16 protein-coding genes and 1 tRNA gene are annotated in these 15,816 nt (G+C 59.2%); 12 read left to right on the plus strand and 5 right to left on the minus strand.

What is annotated here, in order from left to right; translation table 11 throughout:
• The 11 genes from QIW53_RS26755 to QIW53_RS26805 all read left to right on the plus strand — a co-directional run.
• Window positions 1-1,363 (plus strand): carboxyltransferase domain-containing protein (locus tag QIW53_RS26755; protein ID WP_371052607.1); only part of this gene is annotated, 1,363 nt, incomplete at its 5' end.
• A 24-nt stretch (window positions 1,364-1,387) separates the two neighbouring features.
• Window positions 1,388-3,154, plus strand: coding sequence for an allophanate hydrolase (gene atzF, locus QIW53_RS26760; RefSeq protein ID WP_371052608.1), 1,767 nt, complete (start codon window positions 1,388-1,390; stop codon window positions 3,152-3,154).
• A gap of 205 nt (window positions 3,155-3,359) precedes the next feature.
• Entirely contained in the window at window positions 3,360-4,847 is a 1,488-nt protein-coding gene (locus QIW53_RS26765; protein ID WP_371052609.1) for a sensor domain-containing diguanylate cyclase, read from the plus strand.
• Between the two features lie 11 nt (window positions 4,848-4,858).
• Window positions 4,859-5,077 carry a cysteine-rich CWC family protein gene (locus tag QIW53_RS26770; protein WP_371052610.1) on the plus strand — a complete coding sequence of 73 codons (219 nt, stop codon included), beginning with the start codon at window positions 4,859-4,861 and terminating at the stop codon, window positions 5,075-5,077.
• Between the two features lie 33 nt (window positions 5,078-5,110).
• On the plus strand, window positions 5,111-5,803 hold the full coding sequence (locus tag QIW53_RS26775; protein WP_371052611.1) for a pseudouridine synthase: 693 nt from the start codon (window positions 5,111-5,113) through the stop codon (window positions 5,801-5,803).
• Between the two features lie 314 nt (window positions 5,804-6,117).
• Entirely contained in the window at window positions 6,118-7,002 is an 885-nt protein-coding gene (locus tag QIW53_RS26780; protein WP_371052612.1) for an alpha/beta fold hydrolase, read from the plus strand.
• A gap of 152 nt (window positions 7,003-7,154) precedes the next feature.
• A tRNA-Gly gene (locus tag QIW53_RS26785) sits at window positions 7,155-7,228 on the plus strand.
• Between the two features lie 373 nt (window positions 7,229-7,601).
• Entirely contained in the window at window positions 7,602-8,423 is an 822-nt protein-coding gene (locus QIW53_RS26790) for an alpha/beta fold hydrolase (protein WP_371052613.1), read from the plus strand.
• 425 nt (window positions 8,424-8,848) lie between these two features.
• Window positions 8,849-10,492, plus strand: a complete 1,644-nt coding sequence (locus tag QIW53_RS26795) for an acetolactate synthase large subunit (protein WP_371052614.1) — start codon at window positions 8,849-8,851, stop codon at window positions 10,490-10,492.
• 109 nt (window positions 10,493-10,601) lie between these two features.
• Window positions 10,602-10,988, plus strand: coding sequence for a helix-turn-helix domain-containing protein (locus QIW53_RS26800; protein WP_371052615.1), 387 nt, complete (start codon window positions 10,602-10,604; stop codon window positions 10,986-10,988).
• Window positions 10,952-11,704, plus strand: coding sequence for a type 1 glutamine amidotransferase (locus tag QIW53_RS26805; RefSeq protein ID WP_371052616.1), 753 nt, complete (start codon window positions 10,952-10,954; stop codon window positions 11,702-11,704). The genes QIW53_RS26800 and QIW53_RS26805 overlap by 37 nt, the downstream gene beginning before the upstream one ends.
• Before the next feature lie 71 nt (window positions 11,705-11,775).
• Here QIW53_RS26805 and QIW53_RS26810 read toward each other — a convergent pair whose 3' ends face one another.
• The 5 genes from QIW53_RS26810 to QIW53_RS26830 all read right to left on the minus strand — a co-directional run bounded on the left by QIW53_RS26810 (window position 11,776) and on the right by QIW53_RS26830 (window position 15,120).
• Window positions 11,776-12,249 (minus strand): Dps family protein, encoded by a 474-nt coding sequence (locus QIW53_RS26810; protein ID WP_371052617.1) that lies wholly within the window; start codon window positions 12,247-12,249, stop codon window positions 11,776-11,778.
• A 114-nt stretch (window positions 12,250-12,363) separates the two neighbouring features.
• The gene (locus QIW53_RS26815) at window positions 12,364-13,383 is read right to left on the minus strand and encodes an alpha/beta hydrolase (protein WP_371052618.1); all 1,020 of its coding nucleotides are present in this window, start codon (window positions 13,381-13,383) and stop codon (window positions 12,364-12,366) included.
• A gap of 204 nt (window positions 13,384-13,587) precedes the next feature.
• Window positions 13,588-13,839: a DUF2790 domain-containing protein gene (locus QIW53_RS26820; protein WP_371052619.1), complete on the minus strand. Its 252-nt coding sequence runs from the start codon at window positions 13,837-13,839 to the stop codon at window positions 13,588-13,590.
• A gap of 111 nt (window positions 13,840-13,950) precedes the next feature.
• Window positions 13,951-14,421: a cyanase gene (cynS, locus tag QIW53_RS26825; RefSeq protein ID WP_192308719.1), complete on the minus strand. Its 471-nt coding sequence runs from the start codon at window positions 14,419-14,421 to the stop codon at window positions 13,951-13,953.
• Between the two features lie 39 nt (window positions 14,422-14,460).
• Window positions 14,461-15,120, minus strand: coding sequence for a carbonic anhydrase (locus QIW53_RS26830; protein ID WP_371052620.1), 660 nt, complete (start codon window positions 15,118-15,120; stop codon window positions 14,461-14,463).
• Between the two features lie 111 nt (window positions 15,121-15,231).
• Between QIW53_RS26830 and cynR the strand changes: the two genes are divergently transcribed.
• A partial coding sequence (gene cynR, locus QIW53_RS26835) for a transcriptional regulator CynR (protein ID WP_371052621.1) occupies window positions 15,232-15,816 on the plus strand: 585 nt, incomplete at its 3' end.

Here is a 15,816-nt window from a genome sequence, read left to right on the forward strand (position 1 = left end):
AATTCCCACCCCTTTGGGGGGGGGGGTGTTGTCGTTCGTCGGGGCCGCCCCCCTTTTTTTTTTTTCCCACCCCCCACCGCTTTCGCGAGCAAGCCCGCTCCCACATGGAATCGTGTCACCGGTGGTATTGGAGTTGGGTCAGGGGGATACGCGTTTGGTGGCCAGGCTGTCGGGTGACACGCACCTGCTGCTGGAAATCGGCGATCCCGAACTCGACCTCGTCCTGCGCTTCCGTGCTCACGCCCTGATGCAGGCCCTGGAAGGCAAACACCTGCACGGCGTGATCGACCTGACGCCGGGGATCCGTTCGCTGCAAGTGCACTACCAGCCCGAACAACTGCCGCTGGCCGACCTGCTCGGTATCGTCGCCGGGGAATGGGACGCCGTGCGCGCCACCAACGACCTGCAAGTGCCGTCGCGCATCGTCCACCTGCCGCTGTCCTGGGACGACCCGGCCTGCCAGCTGGCCATCGAAAAATACATGACCACGGTGCGCAAGGACGCGCCCTGGTGCCCGAGCAACCTGGAGTTCATCCGCCGCATCAACGATTTGCCCAACCTCGATGAAGTGCAGCGCACGGTGTTCGACGCCAGCTACCTGGTCATGGGCCTGGGCGACGTCTACCTGGGTGCGCCGGTCGCGACCCCACTCGATCCGCGTCACCGCCTGGTCACCACCAAGTACAACCCGGCCCGCACCTGGACTGCCGAAAACTCGGTGGGCATCGGCGGCGCCTACATGTGCGTGTACGGCATGGAAGGCCCCGGCGGTTATCAGTTCGTCGGCCGGACCTTGCAGATGTGGAACCGCTACCGCGACGTCGCCGCGTTCGATGGCAAGCCGTGGCTGCTGCGCTTCTTCGACCAGATCCGTTTCTACCCGGTGAGCGCCGATGAACTGCTGCGTATCCGTCGCGATTTCCCCCTCGGGCGCTTCGACCTGAACATCGAGCACAGCCAGTTGAACCTGGCCGATTACCAGGCCTTTCTCGCCCGGGAAGCCGAGACCATCGCCGCCTTTCGCGCTCAGCAGCAAGGCGCGTTCAACGCCGAACGCGAGCGCTGGATCGCCAGCGGCCAGGCGCATTTCGACAGTGAGGAAGCGGCCCCGGAGACCACCGAGGACGCGCCCCTGGCCAGCGGTGAAATGAGCGTCGACAGCCACATCGCCGGCAACCTCTGGCAGGTCCAGGTGCAGGTCGGCAGCGCTGTTGCCGCCGGTGATCCGCTGGTGATTCTGGAATCGATGAAGATGGAAATTCCGCTGCTGGCGCCGATGGCGGGCGTCGTGCGCGAGATCCGTGTGCAACCGGGTTCGGCGGTGCGTGCCGGACAGCGTGTCGTGGTGCTGGAACTCGCCTGAACCCTATTTGAAAGGACTGATCCCATGAACTTCAATCTGCAACTCGACGCCCTGCGCAGCGCCTATCGCGACGGCAGCACCACGCCCCGAAAACTGCTGTTGGCCCTGCGCGAAAAAGCCGCAGCGCTGAACCCGGATTATCACCTGTTCATCCACCTGCTCAGCGTCGAGGAACTGGAACCGTACCTCGCCGCACTCGACGGCCGGGACCTCGACAGCCTGCCGTTGTATGGCGTGCCGTTCGCGATCAAGGACAACATCGATCTGGCGGGCATCCCGACCACTGCCGCGTGCCCGGGCTTTGCCTACGTGCCGGACCATTCGGCGACCATCGTCGAGCAACTGCTCGCGTTGGGCGCGATTCCACTGGGCAAGACCAACCTCGACCAGTTCGCCACCGGCCTCAACGGCAGCCGCTCGCCCTATGGCGCGTGCCCGAACAGCGTGTTGCCGGAGTACCCGTCGGGCGGTTCCAGTGCCGGCTCGTCGCTGGCGGTGGCGCTGGGTGTCGCGAGTTTTGCCCTGGGCACCGACACCGCAGGCTCCGGGCGTGTGCCCGCCGCGCTGAACAATCTGGTGGGGATGAAGGCCAGCAAAGGCCTGATCTCCACGGCAGGCGTCGTGCCGGCGTGCCGCACGCTGGATTGCGTCACCACCTTTACCGCGACGGCGCGGGAGGCCAGTCAATTGCTGGCGCTCACCGCCCACTTCGATCCAAAGGATGCGTACAGTCGCCGCAACCCGCTGTGGAATGACGGCTCGGCGTTCGGTACGCCACGGCCATTCCGCTTCGGCGTACCGCGTAGCCAGGACCTGGAGTTCTTCGGTTGCGCCGAAGGGCCAGGGTTGTTTGCTCAAGCCGTCGATCAGCTCAAAACCCTGGGAGGCGAAGCGGTCGACCTGGACATGACGCCGTTCTTCGAAGCGGCACGCTTGCTTTATGAAGGCCCCTGGGTGGCTGAACGCTACAGCGTCGCCGGCGGGTTGATGGAGCACGATCCGCAGGCCGTTCTACCGGTGATTCAAGCCGTGCTGGCCAAGGCGCCCGCCGTGAGCGGCGTGCAAACCTTCCGTGCGCAATATCGATTGCAAGCCCTGAAAGCCCTGTGCGACCAGGCCCTGGAAGGTCTGGATTGCGTCGTCACCCCCACCATCGGTCGGCCCGTCACGCTGGCCGAGCTGGAAGCCGAGCCGGTGCTGCGCAACTCGGAGCTGGGTTACTACACCAACTTCATGAACCTGCTCGATTACGCCGCCGTCGCGGTGCCGAGCGGCTTTATGGGCGATGGCCTGCCGTGGGGCGTGACCTTGTTTGGCCGGGCGTTTACCGATCAGTACCTGTTGAGCGTGGCGGATGCGTTTCAGCGTGGCCCATCGGCGCCGACCTCCAGCGCCGTCGCCCGCCACGACCGCGCGCGGCTGGTGGTGTGCGGCGCGCACCTGGACGGGCTGGCGCTGAACTGGCAACTCAAGCGGCGCGGCGCAACGCTGGTCGAGGCCACCTTCAGCTCGCCGGACTATCAACTGCATGCCCTGGCCGGCGGCCCACCGTTTCGCCCAGGCATGGTGCGCGTCAAGGAAGGTGGCGTGGCGATCGCGGTGGAGGTCTGGGAGTTGCCGAGCAGCGAACTGGGCTCGTTCCTGACCGGCATCCCGGCACCGCTCGGCCTGGGCAAGGTGCAACTGGCCGACGGCCGCTGGGAGAGCGGCTTCATCTGTGAGCAATATGGATTGGAGGGCGCGGTAAACATCAGTCATCTGGGCGGATGGCGCGCCTACCTGGCCCAGTGATCCCCTCCTGTGGGAGCGGGCTTGCTCGCGAAGGCGGTCTGACATTCTGCACGCTGTCGCCTGACAGGCCCATTCGCGAGCAAGCCCGCTCCCACAAGGATCAGGGTTGACCTGATCTTCGCCGATTCACCCTGCAAATCCCGCAGTTTTTTCCGCGCAGTGCCACTAGAATGCTGGTCACGGAGTCATTGCCAACGGATTCGCCATGCCGCTTCACTCGCCGCTGTATACGCAACGTTCGCTGGTTCTCACGCTGGTCGTGCTGCTGGGCGCCGGCTTTCTCGCCACGTCCCTGCTCAGCTATTACGCTTCGCGCGACTCGATCCGTGACAACATCGTCAACACCGAACTGCCGTTGACTTCGGATACGGTGTACTCGGAAATCCAGAAGGATCTCGTCAGACCGATCCTGATTTCCTCGATGATGTCCCGCGATACCTTCATGCGCGACTGGGTGGTCGGGGGCGAGAAAAACCCTGAGCAAATGACCCGCTACCTCAACGAGGTCATGACCCACTACGGCGCCTACACGGCATTCTTCGTCTCCAATTCCACGCTGACCTACTACCACGCCAAAGGCGTACTCAAGCAGGTCAGGGTCGACGAACCGCGCGACGCCTGGTACTTCCGCGTGCGTGACATGGCCGAGCCTTACGAGATCAACGTCGACCCGGACCTGGCCAACCGCGACAACCTGACCTTCTTCATCAACTACAAGGTCTACGACTACGACAACCGCTTCATTGGCGCGGCGGGCGTCGGCCTGACCGTCGATGCGGTGATCAAGCTGATCGACAAATACCAGCAGCGTTATCAGCGCAGCGTATTCTTCGTCGACAACTTCGGCCGGCTGGTGCTGACCGGCGCCGAGGGCGGTCCGCAAGGTGCACACATCGGCCAGACCCTGGGCGACATCGAGAGCATGAAGAACCTCGCCAGCCAACTGCCCAACCCCCACAGCGGCAGCTACGAATATTCCGGCCAGGGCCAGGGGCATTTCCTCAATGTGCGGTTCATTCCGGAACTGAACTGGTACCTGTTCGTCGACAAGCGCGAAGACGGCGCCTTGAGTGACATCCGCCAGTCGCTGTACCTCAACCTGTTGATCTGCCTGGTCGTCACCCTGATCGTCCTCGCCCTGCTCAATCGGGTGATCGGGCGCTACCAGGGCAAGATCCAGACGCAGGCGACGCTGGACAGCCTGACCGAGCTGCCCAACCGTCGCGGCTTCGACCTGCTGGCGGCGCAAGCCCTGCACGAGGCCCACCGCGAGCCACAACCGCTGACAGCGATGCTGCTGGACCTTGACCACTTCAAAGTGCTGAACGACACCTACGGTCACCTGGCTGGCGACCAAGTGCTGGCCGGTTTCGCCCGGGACCTGGAAAGCTGCCTGCGCCACGCCGACATCGTCTGCCGCTGGGGTGGCGAAGAATTCATCGTGCTGCTCAAGGACACCGACGGTGAGACCGGCCTTAAAATCGCCGAGAAAATTCGCCATCATGTCGAACAGCAGCGCTACACCTACAACGGCCAGGCCTTGCAACTGACGGTCAGCATCGGCCTCAGCACCTTGCAACCGGACGAGACCCTGCATACCCTGATCTCTCGCGCCGACCATGCGATGTACCGGGCCAAGCAATCCGGGCGCAATCGCACCTGCGCAGAAATGCCCCAGACGAGTTATGCCTGACCTGACATGACATGAACACACCCGAATGCTGCCCTGCCTGCGGCGCCGTCAACGACTGCACCCTGGCCGATCCGCGCACCGCCGACCGTCCCTGCTGGTGCTACGGCGTCAGCATCGACCCGGCGGTCCTCGAAGCGCTGCCGGCCGAGCTGCGCGATAAATCCTGCCTGTGCCCGCGCTGCGCCCGGGTCGAAGCGCAGTTGCAAGCAGGCGCCAGGCCGATCACGTAAGATGCGCGGCCCTTTACCTGTCGATCTCCCGCCATGCGCCTTGACCGTTTCCTCAGCAATCTGCCGCGCTTCAACCGCAAGCAGGTTCGCCTGTTGCTGGTGGAAAAGCGCGTGAGCATCGACGGACAAATCGCCAGCGACCCGCACGCCGAAGTGCTGGAGTTCAGCCGTGTCGAGGTCGACCAGGAACTGCTGCAGGCCGGCAAGCCCGCGCGCTATTTCATGTTGCACAAACCGCCCGGCTGCGTGAGCGCCACCCGCGATCCGCAGCACCCGACCGTGCTTGACCTGATCGACGAGCCAGACAGGCACGACCTGCACATTGCCGGCCGCCTGGACTTCAACACCACGGGTCTGATGCTGATCACCAACGACGGCAGTTGGTCGCGACGCCTGACCCAACCGCAGACCAAACTGCCCAAGGTCTACTACGTCGAAACCGAACAGCCGATCAGCCCGGAATACGCGCTGAAATTTGCCGAGGGCCTGTACTTCGCGTTCGAAGACCTCACCACCCAACCGGCGCAATTGCAGCTGCTGGGACCGAGGTCCGCACGCCTGAGCATCGTCGAAGGCCGCTACCACCAGGTCAAGCGCATGTTCGGCCACTTCGACAACAAGGTGCTGCGCCTGCACCGCGAATCCATGGGCCCGCTGGTGCTCGACAGCGCACTGAAACCGGGCGAGTACCGCGCCCTGCGCACCGATGAGATCCAATTGATCTAAGCAGACGACCGCTCAGCAGATGTTGTCGAACAATTTACCAACGGCACTTGCGCGATCACGACCCCCCTGCTTGAATCAGGACGTCGGCCGAAATGTGACCGATGAGTCACCACATACCTCTAAGAAACTTTTTGTCGGTTAGAGAGCCATCAGGCTCCGCCTCGCACCGGCAGACTGCCCGCCAATAACAACACCCGTCGACCGGACTGCAATGGATCGACATGGGCCCGCAAAATTCCAGGCATATGCCTACCTGTCACAAAGCTCGTGCAATCTCATTTGCGCGCATACCCGCTTGCCAGGAGTCTTATGACATGAGGCCAGAAATCGCTGTGCTGGATATACAGGGTCAGTATCGGGTTTACACGGAGTTCTATCGCGCAGACGCCGCAGAAAAGACCATTATTCTGGTCAACGGCTCGATGGCCACGACTGCGTCGTTTGCACAAACTGTGAAAAACCTCCATCCGCAGTTCAACGTGGTCTGCTACGACCAGCCCTACGCGGGCAAGTCCAAGCCCCACAATCTGCATGAGAAAATGCTCACCAAGGAAATCGAAGGGCAGATCCTACTGGAGTTGATCGACCACTTCGCCGCCGAACATGTGCTGTCGTTTTCCTGGGGGGGCGCCGCGACGCTGACCGCGTTGTCACAGCGGCCACGGCGCATCGAAAAAGCCGTGATCAGCTCGTTCTCCCCGGTGATCAACGCGCACATGCTCGACTACCTCGAGCGCGGCGTCGACTACCTGGGCAACTGCGACCGCGACCGCGTCGGGCACCTGGTGAACGACACCATCGGCAAGCACCTGCCGTCGTTGTTCAAGCGCTTCAACTACCGTCACGTCAGCTCACTGGCCGAACATGAATACGGGCAGATGCACTTCCACATCAACGACGTGCTGCACAGCGATCGCCAGTGCTATCTGAACGCGGCGCAGAAGGTCAACGTGCCGGTGCTGTTCATGAACGGCGAATGGGACGAATACACCGCCGCCAGCGACGCCCGGTTATTCGCCAACCATGTGCAACACGCCACGTTCACCACCGTGGAAGCGACCGGCCACTTTCTCGACATGGAACACAAAGCCGCCTGCCGGGACAGCCGCAACGCCCTGCTCGACTTCCTGAAGCCTGAGCCGCAAGCCAGCCGAACGCGTTACCACTTCGTCCAGGACCACCATGCATTGGCCATCTGAAACCGCGTCATCGCGAGCAGCCTTTGCCCTGTAGCGTCAACGGAAGCACTGCAGGAACGAGCTTGCTCGCGAATGACCGTCAGTTGAGGGAAATACAAAAGAAAAAAACTTCAATTCCGGGCGCACATCTGGTACAAAGTCACCCGCTCTGAGCGGGTATAGTTTAGTGGCAAAACGAAAGCTTCCCAAGCTTTAGTTGAGGGTTCGATTCCCTCTACCCGCTCCACAAAATTTTGCTCCCACGTCGCTGTCGACGGGGGATGCAGGCAAGAAAAAACCGGCCTCGATGGCCGGTTTTTTTATGCCCGGGAAATTGATCAAAGAGCCACAGCACACTTATACAATCACCTTGCCCTCCTCCGCACTAATCTGATGATCGCTTAGCGTGTCGAGGGGCCACTATCCTGAGCCTGACGCGCGCGCGATGCCGAGAGCGGGAGGTAAGTGTCCGATTGATATAGCCCCCCTTACGTTCCCGCAGGCAGGTCCTCAAGGTTGGCGCCACTGCGTTGGTTGCCGGCTCGATTTCGGGACTAGCGATAGGTACCAACGTTCCCAAGGCAGCAACTTCCGCACCTAATAAACAAGGACCTAACCAAATGACAAGCTTTACCACTAGCGACGGCACCGAAATCTTTTACAAGGACTGGGGCACTGGTCAGCCCATCGTTTTCCACCACGGCTGGCCTCTCAGTGCTGACGACTGGGACGCGCAGATGCTGTTCTTCGTTTCCAAGGGTTATCGCGTGATCGCTCATGATCGCCGGGGTCATGGTCGCTCAACGCAGACCGCAACCGGAAACGACATGGACACCTACGCTGCGGACGTTGCAGCCTTGGTCGCTCATCTGAAGCTGGAGAACGCTGTGCACATCGGCCACTCCACCGGTGGCGGCGAGGTGGCTCGCTACGTCGCTCAATACGGCACCGGGCTTGTCGCCAAAGCTGTCTTGATTGGCGCGGTGCCGCCAGTCATGGTCAAGTCCGCCAGCAATCCTGGCGGTCTGCCGCTCGACGTGTTCGACGGCTTCCGTTCAGCGCTGGCTGCTAATCGCGCACAGTTCTACAAAGACGTGCCTATGCCGTTCTACGGTTACAACCGTGAAGGCGCCGTCATCTCTGAAGGCGTGAAGGAGAACTGGTGGCGCCAGGGCATGATGGGTGGCGCTCAGGCACATTACGACTGCATCAAGGCTTTCTCGGAAACCGACTTCACCGAGGACTTGAAGAAAATCACCGTACCCGTTTTGATCCTGCACGGGGATGACGACCAGATCGTACCGATTGCCGACTCCGCCGAGCTGTCCATCAAACTGGTCAAGAACGGCACCCTTAAAGTTTACAAGGGCTATCCGCACGGCATGTGTACCACTCACCCAGAGGTGATCAACGCCGATTTGCTGGCATTCATCGAAGGCTGATGCCTGGCAGGCCTTCCATGCAACATGGAAGGCCTGCCCCACGCATCCGACGCACTTCACACCTGGATGACCGCCCTGGGAAGGCTCGCACCTGATAATTCAGCCATTGTTTATCCCGCTCACCGGTCGCCCCTAGGTCCTACCCACTCTCAATCAAAACACTCCACTACGGAGATCTGCTAGCGCACAGGTCGCCCCGTGCGGATTTGATCACCGCCATCTCCCTCTGCTCCTCTTTCACGTGATTAAAAATCTACCTAAAAATGCTTGCCCAAGGAGAACGATCGTTCTACCATGCGGACAGGAGAGAACGATCGTTCTCCTTAGGCCCAACTAAAAGCCATACGACGGTACACGAGAAAAAATTGGTAAGCGGGGGCTCCCGGAATGCCATTCCTAACGACAATTTCCGAGGTTAAAAAGAGATGGCTAAGGCCTCCGATATCGTTGTGCAGTGTTTGGAAAGCGAAGGCGTTGAGTACGTATTCGGCATTCCTGGTGAGGAAAACCTCGACTTGCTGGAGTCCCTGCGTAAGTCACAGATCAAACTGGTTTTGACTCGTCACGAGCAGTCCGCCGGCTTCATGGCCGCCACCTATGGCCGCCTGACGGGCAAGACAGGGGTGAGCCTGTCAACTCTTGGCCCTGGCGCGACTAACCTCGTCACTGCAGCCGCTTACGCGCACCTGGGTGGCATGCCAATGCTGATGATCACCGGTCAGAAGCCGATCAAGAATCCCAAGCAGGGTCGTTTCCAGATCATCGATGTCTGCAACATGATGGCCCCGATCACCAAATACACACACCAGCTCGCTTCGGCAGACACCATTCCTTCGCGCATGCGTGAGGCGTTCCGCCTGGCTGAAGAAGAAAAACCGGGCGCCGTGCACTTGGAGCTGCCGGAGGACATCGCCGGAGAGGAGACCGACAGCCTGCCGATACCGCGCAGCCTTCATCGTCGGCCACTGGCGGATCAGTGCGCAATTGACGCCGCCGTGGAGAGACTGCAGAAAGCCCGTAGTCCAATTTTGGTGATCGGGGCGGGAGCCAGCCGCAAGATGACTGCCGAGGCTTTGAGGCGGGTAATTGAAAAGACCGGCATCCCGTTTGTTACCACTCAGCTCGGCAAGGGTGTAGTAGATGAGCGTCATCCGCTCTTCGTGGGAAACACCGCGCTGTCCACCGGTGACTTCGTGCATCGAGCCCTTGAGGTTGCAGACCTGATCGTCAACGTCGGCCACGACGTGTTCGAGAAGCCGCCGTTTTTGATGATCCCCCGCGGCACCGAAGTCATTCATATCGACTTCCGATCTGCCGAGGTCGATAGCGTGTACTTCCCGCAGATCGAAGTGATCGGTGATATCGCCAACGCTGTGTGGCAGATCGGTAAAGCGCTGAACAATACCGCGCACTGGGACTTCACCCGATTGCTCGCAATTCGTGAGGCTAATGAAGCACAGATTGTCGAAGGTGCGGATGACGACCGCTATCCCGTGTACCCGCAGCGTCTAGTGGCCGATATCCGTCGTGCGATGCCGTCAGAAGGCATAGTGGCGTTGGACAACGGTATCTACAAGATCTGGTTCGCCCGCAACTACAAGGCGCACCAACCAAACACTGTCTTGCTCGACAATTCCTTGGCAACCATGGGCGCAGGTTTGCCGTCGGCGATGGCCTCGCATCTGGTTTACCCGGATCGACCGGTCATTGCTGTGTGCGGCGATGGCGGGTTCATGATGAACAGTCAGGAGCTTGAAACGGCTGTGCGCTTGAACATGCACATCACCGTAGTCATCTTGCGTGACGATGGTTACGGGATGATCCGGTGGAAGCAGGCGAACAGGGACTTCACTGATTTCGGCCTGAATTATGGCAACCCGGATTTTGTGAAGTATGCGCAGGCATACGGCGCCAGCGGTCACCGCGTTGAGAGCGCGGAACATCTTCTTCCCTTATTGGAACACTGCCTAAAGACCCCAGGCGTGCACGTGATCGACTGCCCTGTCGACTACAGCCAAAACGATCGAATCCTCAATGAAGAATTGCGCACGAGATCATTAGCCGTTTGAAGGCAATGGGGTTCGCAGGGTTACGACGTTTAGTGGGCCAGAAGCAGCCAGTGCCAGTTGCTGTTTCTGGGTTAGAGGAAGCCAAAGAAGTCATACTGGAGCGCCTTGCATGCAGCATTCAGATTCCCGCAATTCGGGAGGTCTTAGTCCTCGACGTGAGCACACAGCAAAGAAACTGATCCTCGCTAACCTGAGCAAAAACATTTCTATTGCCGAATTAGCTCAGGCCTGCGCACTTTCACGAAGCCACTTTTCCCGCGCCTTCAAATCCAGTACAGGTGAGTCACCTACAGATTGGATTCGAAAGCAACGCATCGAGAAGGCCAAAAAGCTGATCGTCGGGTCGGATCTGAGCTTTGCGCAAATTAGCAAGGAATGTGGCTTTTGCGACCCAGCACACTTCTCTCGCGTGTTCGCCCGCAGCGTAGGCGTGTCCCCAATGACTTGGCGAAATCGTCAATGCCAGAGACGAGCAAAAACGAGGTTAAAACGTTGAAAGTCCATTTCGTGATGCACGAATCCTTTGAAGCACCGGGTGCATTTGAGGGCTGGGTAAAGGCTCGCGGCTATCAAGCCACTTATTCCCGCGTCTACCTTTATGAAGCACTGCCAGCTACCGCCGAATTGTTCGACCTTTTGGTGGTGTTAGGTGGCCCGCAGGATCCTGCGACGACGCTCGAGCAGTGTCCCCATTTCAATGCCCTGGCCGAGCGTGAACTCATAAATAAAGCCATTTCGGCCCAGCGCGCTGTGATTGGAGTTTGTCTGGGGTCGCAATTGATAGGAGAGGCACTCGGTGCCGCTTTCGATCACAGCCCCGAAAAAGAAATCGGAAAATTTCCGATTCATTTGACTCCGGACGGTTTGGCTAATCAAAAGTTCTCGCACTTCGGGGAAACCCTGGAAGTCGGCCATTGGCACAATGACATGCCAGGGCTCACCAAGGACGCAAAGATTATTGCCAGAAGCGAGGGTTGCCCGCGTCAAATTGTTGAGTACAGCTCGCTGGTCTACGGCTTTCAATGCCATATGGAGCTCAACCAAGATGTTGTTGAACTGCTGATACAAGCGTCGGAGGCTGAGCTGATAACGCTCACTGACCGACGTTTTGTTCAACAGCCAACTGCGCTACGGGCTAACGATTACGATGAGATGAATCAGAAACTATTCGTGTTTTTGGATAAGCTCGTTGCCGACTATCAAGCCGAGTAGAGATATCGCGGCACTGCCTTATAGCGCTCCAAAAAAGAGAGGGGCGGCATGCGTGCCGCCCCCTCACTCGATCACTTGCCTTCTAGTATCGCGCGCAGCATCCACGCGGTCTTTTCATGCACCTGCATGCGCTGAGTCAGCAGATCGGCGGTAGGCTCGTCACTGACCTTGTCCAGCAGCGGGAAAATGCTGCGAGCAGTGCGTGTTACGGCCTCCTGTCCCTGAACCAGCGAACGGATCATGTCTTCGGCGGCAGGGACGCCTTCTTCTTCCTTGATCGAAGACAGACGAGCATAGGTCGAATAGGTACCTGGCGTCGGGAAGCCCAGCGCGCGAATCCGCTCGGCGATCGAGTCGACGGCCAGAGCGAGCTCCGTGTACTGCTCCTCGAACATCAGGTGCAAGGTGCGAAACATCGGCCCGGTCACGTTCCAGTGGAAGTTATGGGTCTTCAGATACAGCACGTAGGTGTCTGAAAGCAGGTGAGAAAGGCCGTCCACGATTGACTTGCGATCTTCTTCACTGATGCCGATATCGATTGCCATGTTTCGTCCTCTTCATATGATGGTGTTTCTATTAATGACCGCAGGACACCCTATCAAGGTGTTGGGCGGACCATTATGAGCGAGGCGTCTAAGCCGCCTCGACGTGAACCTAATCTATTGCATCAGATGCAGCTTGAGTGCTTGTGCTGTTTGATCCATCGCGCGGCGGACACTCGGAACCTCGGCGAGCGCGTTGAGCAGACCGTAGTCGTGGATCATTCCGTTGTAGCGCACGGCACTTACCGTTACACCAGCGGCATTGAGCTTACGGGCGTAAGCCTCACCTTCATCACGCAGTACGTCCATTTCGGCGGTCTGTATGAGAGCAGGAGGCAAGCCTTTCAACTGCTCCAGGCTAGCGCGCAGGGGGGAGGCGTGAATGTCGTTTCGATGCTCAGGATCTGTGGTGTAACTGTCCCAAAACCACTGCATCATGTTGCGAGTTAGGAAGTGGCCATCGGCGAACCAGTTGTACGAGGCGTCGTTGAAGTTTGCATCCGTCACCGGCCACAACAGCGCCTGGAAGCGCAGTTTTGGCGTGCCTGCCTCTTTGGCCTTGATCGCAACCACTGTGGCCATGTTGCCGCCGACACTGTTGCCCACAACCGCGACACGGCTTCCATCGACACCGATCTGTTTGCCGTTTTCGGCAACCCACCGCGTGGCACCGTACGCTTGATTGATCGCGGTGGGAAACTTCGCTTCCGGTGATGGCGTGTAGTCGACATATACCGCCGCTGCGCCGGAGCCTACCACCAGGTCGTGGATGAGGCGTTCATGAGTAGGGTAGTCACCGAGCACCCAACCCCCGCCATGGAAGAACATGAATACAGGCAACTCGCCTTTACCCCCTTGTGGGCGTATGACGCGAATATCCAGGGGCTCACCGTCTACTTCGATGCGGCGGCGTTCGACCTCAATACCACTGACATCTACCTTCACGCTGGCTTGGGCGCTGGAAAGCACGGCGCGAGCTTCAGCCGGTGATAGGGTTTCCAGCGGCTGGCCGCCACCTGCCTCCAAGGCTTGCAGGAAAGCCTGGGTAGTGGCTTCGACACCAGGGCCACCAGCAGCAGATGCTCTATTAACTGCAAAAACCAGCAAGCCAGTGGTCAGTGTGCGTGACAGATTCATTTCAAGTTCCTTGGCTATGGGCCGGTAATCAATGGGCAGCGGCGACATTTGGGCGGCTATCGCTCTGGCGGATGCCAGAGGGTCAGGGTCCACAGCGATCTCTTGAGTGATGTCCACGTCCATGTAGGACAGGTGAGGCTTGAGAATTGGGCGGTGACACCAACCCTGACGCCAGTGCCGGCATCAGGCAGATGGTCGGTGTTTTTAGTTCGTACAACCGTTACCCATCACGTGGTATTCCATGATGTGCCGGTTGCCCTTGGAGTCGTCGTAAGTTAGATGCATCGGCACCACAGCGCAGACATTGGGCACCTGAGTAATCGCCACCACGTGCGCGATATCCAGTTTTTGAGCGTAACGATAGGCTTCGACCTTAGGTTGTGTGGTCTGCGGAGCCTCATCGGCCAGGGCGACAGAACCGAGGCAGCCGAGTAATAAAACGAATAAAAGTCTCATAGCAATCACCTGTATTGAGGGCGCGAGAAGGCCAGAGCACGTCAGCGGTGCTCAGTCGTAATAAAGGGTTGGGGCATAGCCCGGCGCCATCAGGCGCCGGGCCGGGGCACATCAGAAAGGCTTGGTCGGCAGGTACTTGCCATCCAGAGTGATCACGGCGCGGTGGCCACCGTCCGGATCTTCGACTTTCTTGATGTCCAGCTTGAAGTTGATGGCACTGATGATGCCGTCGCCGAATTTTTCGTGAACCAGCGCCTTGAGGGTGGTGCCGTACACCGACATCATTTCGTAGAAGCGGTAGATGGTCGGATCGCTTGGCACGCCGTCGAAGAAGCTGCCGCGAATGGGCATCGATTGCAGCAAGGCGACTTGATCGGCATCGAGGTCGAGTTTCTTGCCAACGACCTCGGCGGCGCTGGCAGGCAGCGGGTGCTGGCCAAGCAGAGCGGCGGTGACGAAGGCTTCGGACAGACCGGTGCCGTCGACGATTTCGGCGAAGGAGAGGTCCTTGCGGGCCTTGGCCAGAATGATGATTTCAGTCAGTTCCTGGCGGGCGGTGCGGGTGGCTTGAGTCTGGATCATGGTGAATCTCCTAGTAAGGTTAGGGTGTAGTCAAAGATTTCAGGCGACGTGCCTGGCTTGTTGCGAAACAGCGTGGACTTCCGGGTTTTCTGCGAGGGACACAAAGGTCCCGGTACGGCCATCGAAGGCGTCGATACGTCCGGTCTCGATGTCGTAGATCCAGCCATGCAGGGTCACGCGGCCTTCTTCAAGCGCCAGGCGAACGGATGGGTGGGTCTGGATGTTGGCCAGTTGCGCGATGACGTTTTCGCGCACCATGGACGAAACCTTGCTCGGTTGATCAGCGTGCTTGCGGGCTTCGTTGACCACCTTCGCCGAGTCGGCGTAGCGCAACCAGCCGGCCACGGCGGGCATATGGTCGAGGCATTTGCAGGTGGCAATGGCCGTCATCGCGCCGCAGTCGGAGTGGCCGCAGATCACGATGTCGGCGACGTTGAGTCCGGCAACTGCGTATTCAACGGAGGCCGAAACGCCGCCAGGCTCTGGGCCATATGAAGGCACGATGTTGCCGGCGTTACGAATGACGAACAGATCGCCGGGCTCGCGCTGGGTGACCAGTTCAGGCACCAGTCGGCTGTCAGAGCAGGAAATGAACAAGGCCTTCGGGGCTTGCTGGTTGGCCAGGTCCTTGAACAGTTTGACCCGCTCAGGGAAGGCGTTTTTTTGAAATTTCAGAAAACCGTCGATGATCGCTTTCATGGTTGTTGTCTCAATGTTCGCTGGGTGTGGAACAAAGCTTAAGCAACGCATGACATAAGGTAAAAGTCTCATTTATTATGAGTCGCATCAGATTATCTTATGGGTGAAAACGTGCTTGCTCGACATATCCAATATTTCCTGGCGGTCGCAGAACATCTCAGTTTCACGAAGGCTGCGGCGGCCCTGCACGTTTCTCAGCCAGCCCTCTCGCAACAGGTCAAACAGTTGGAGGAGATCCTTGGAGCCCAGTTGTTCGACCGCTCTGGACGCACAACCCGTTTGACGGACGCGGGAGATGTCTACCTGGTGTACGCGCGCCGTGCTTATCAGGAGTTGCGAGAAGCGCAAAGCGCCATCCACGATGTGAGCGACTTGAGCCGGGGTTCATTGCGCGTGGCCGTCACGCCGACGTTCACGACCTACCTTGTCGGGCCTTTGATCGAGGCATTTCACTCCCGCTACCCTAAAATCACGCTCAACCTGAAAGAGCTTTCCCAGGAGCGCATCGAGGAGCTGCTTTCGGCAGGGGAGTTGGACGCAGGGATCGCATTCGATGAAATCAATACGCCGGACATTGCTGCCGTGCCCTTGCTGAAGGAAACCCTGGCTTTGATGGTCAGCCGCAGACACCCTCTGGCAAAGCAAAGATCAATTGGATTGCAGGCCTTGAACGCGGAGTCGCTGGTTCTGCTCAGT

Origin of the sequence: Pseudomonas fluorescens (genome assembly GCF_041354075.1) — a bacterium.
Lineage (GTDB): Bacteria > Pseudomonadota > Gammaproteobacteria > Pseudomonadales > Pseudomonadaceae > Aquipseudomonas > Aquipseudomonas fluorescens_CE.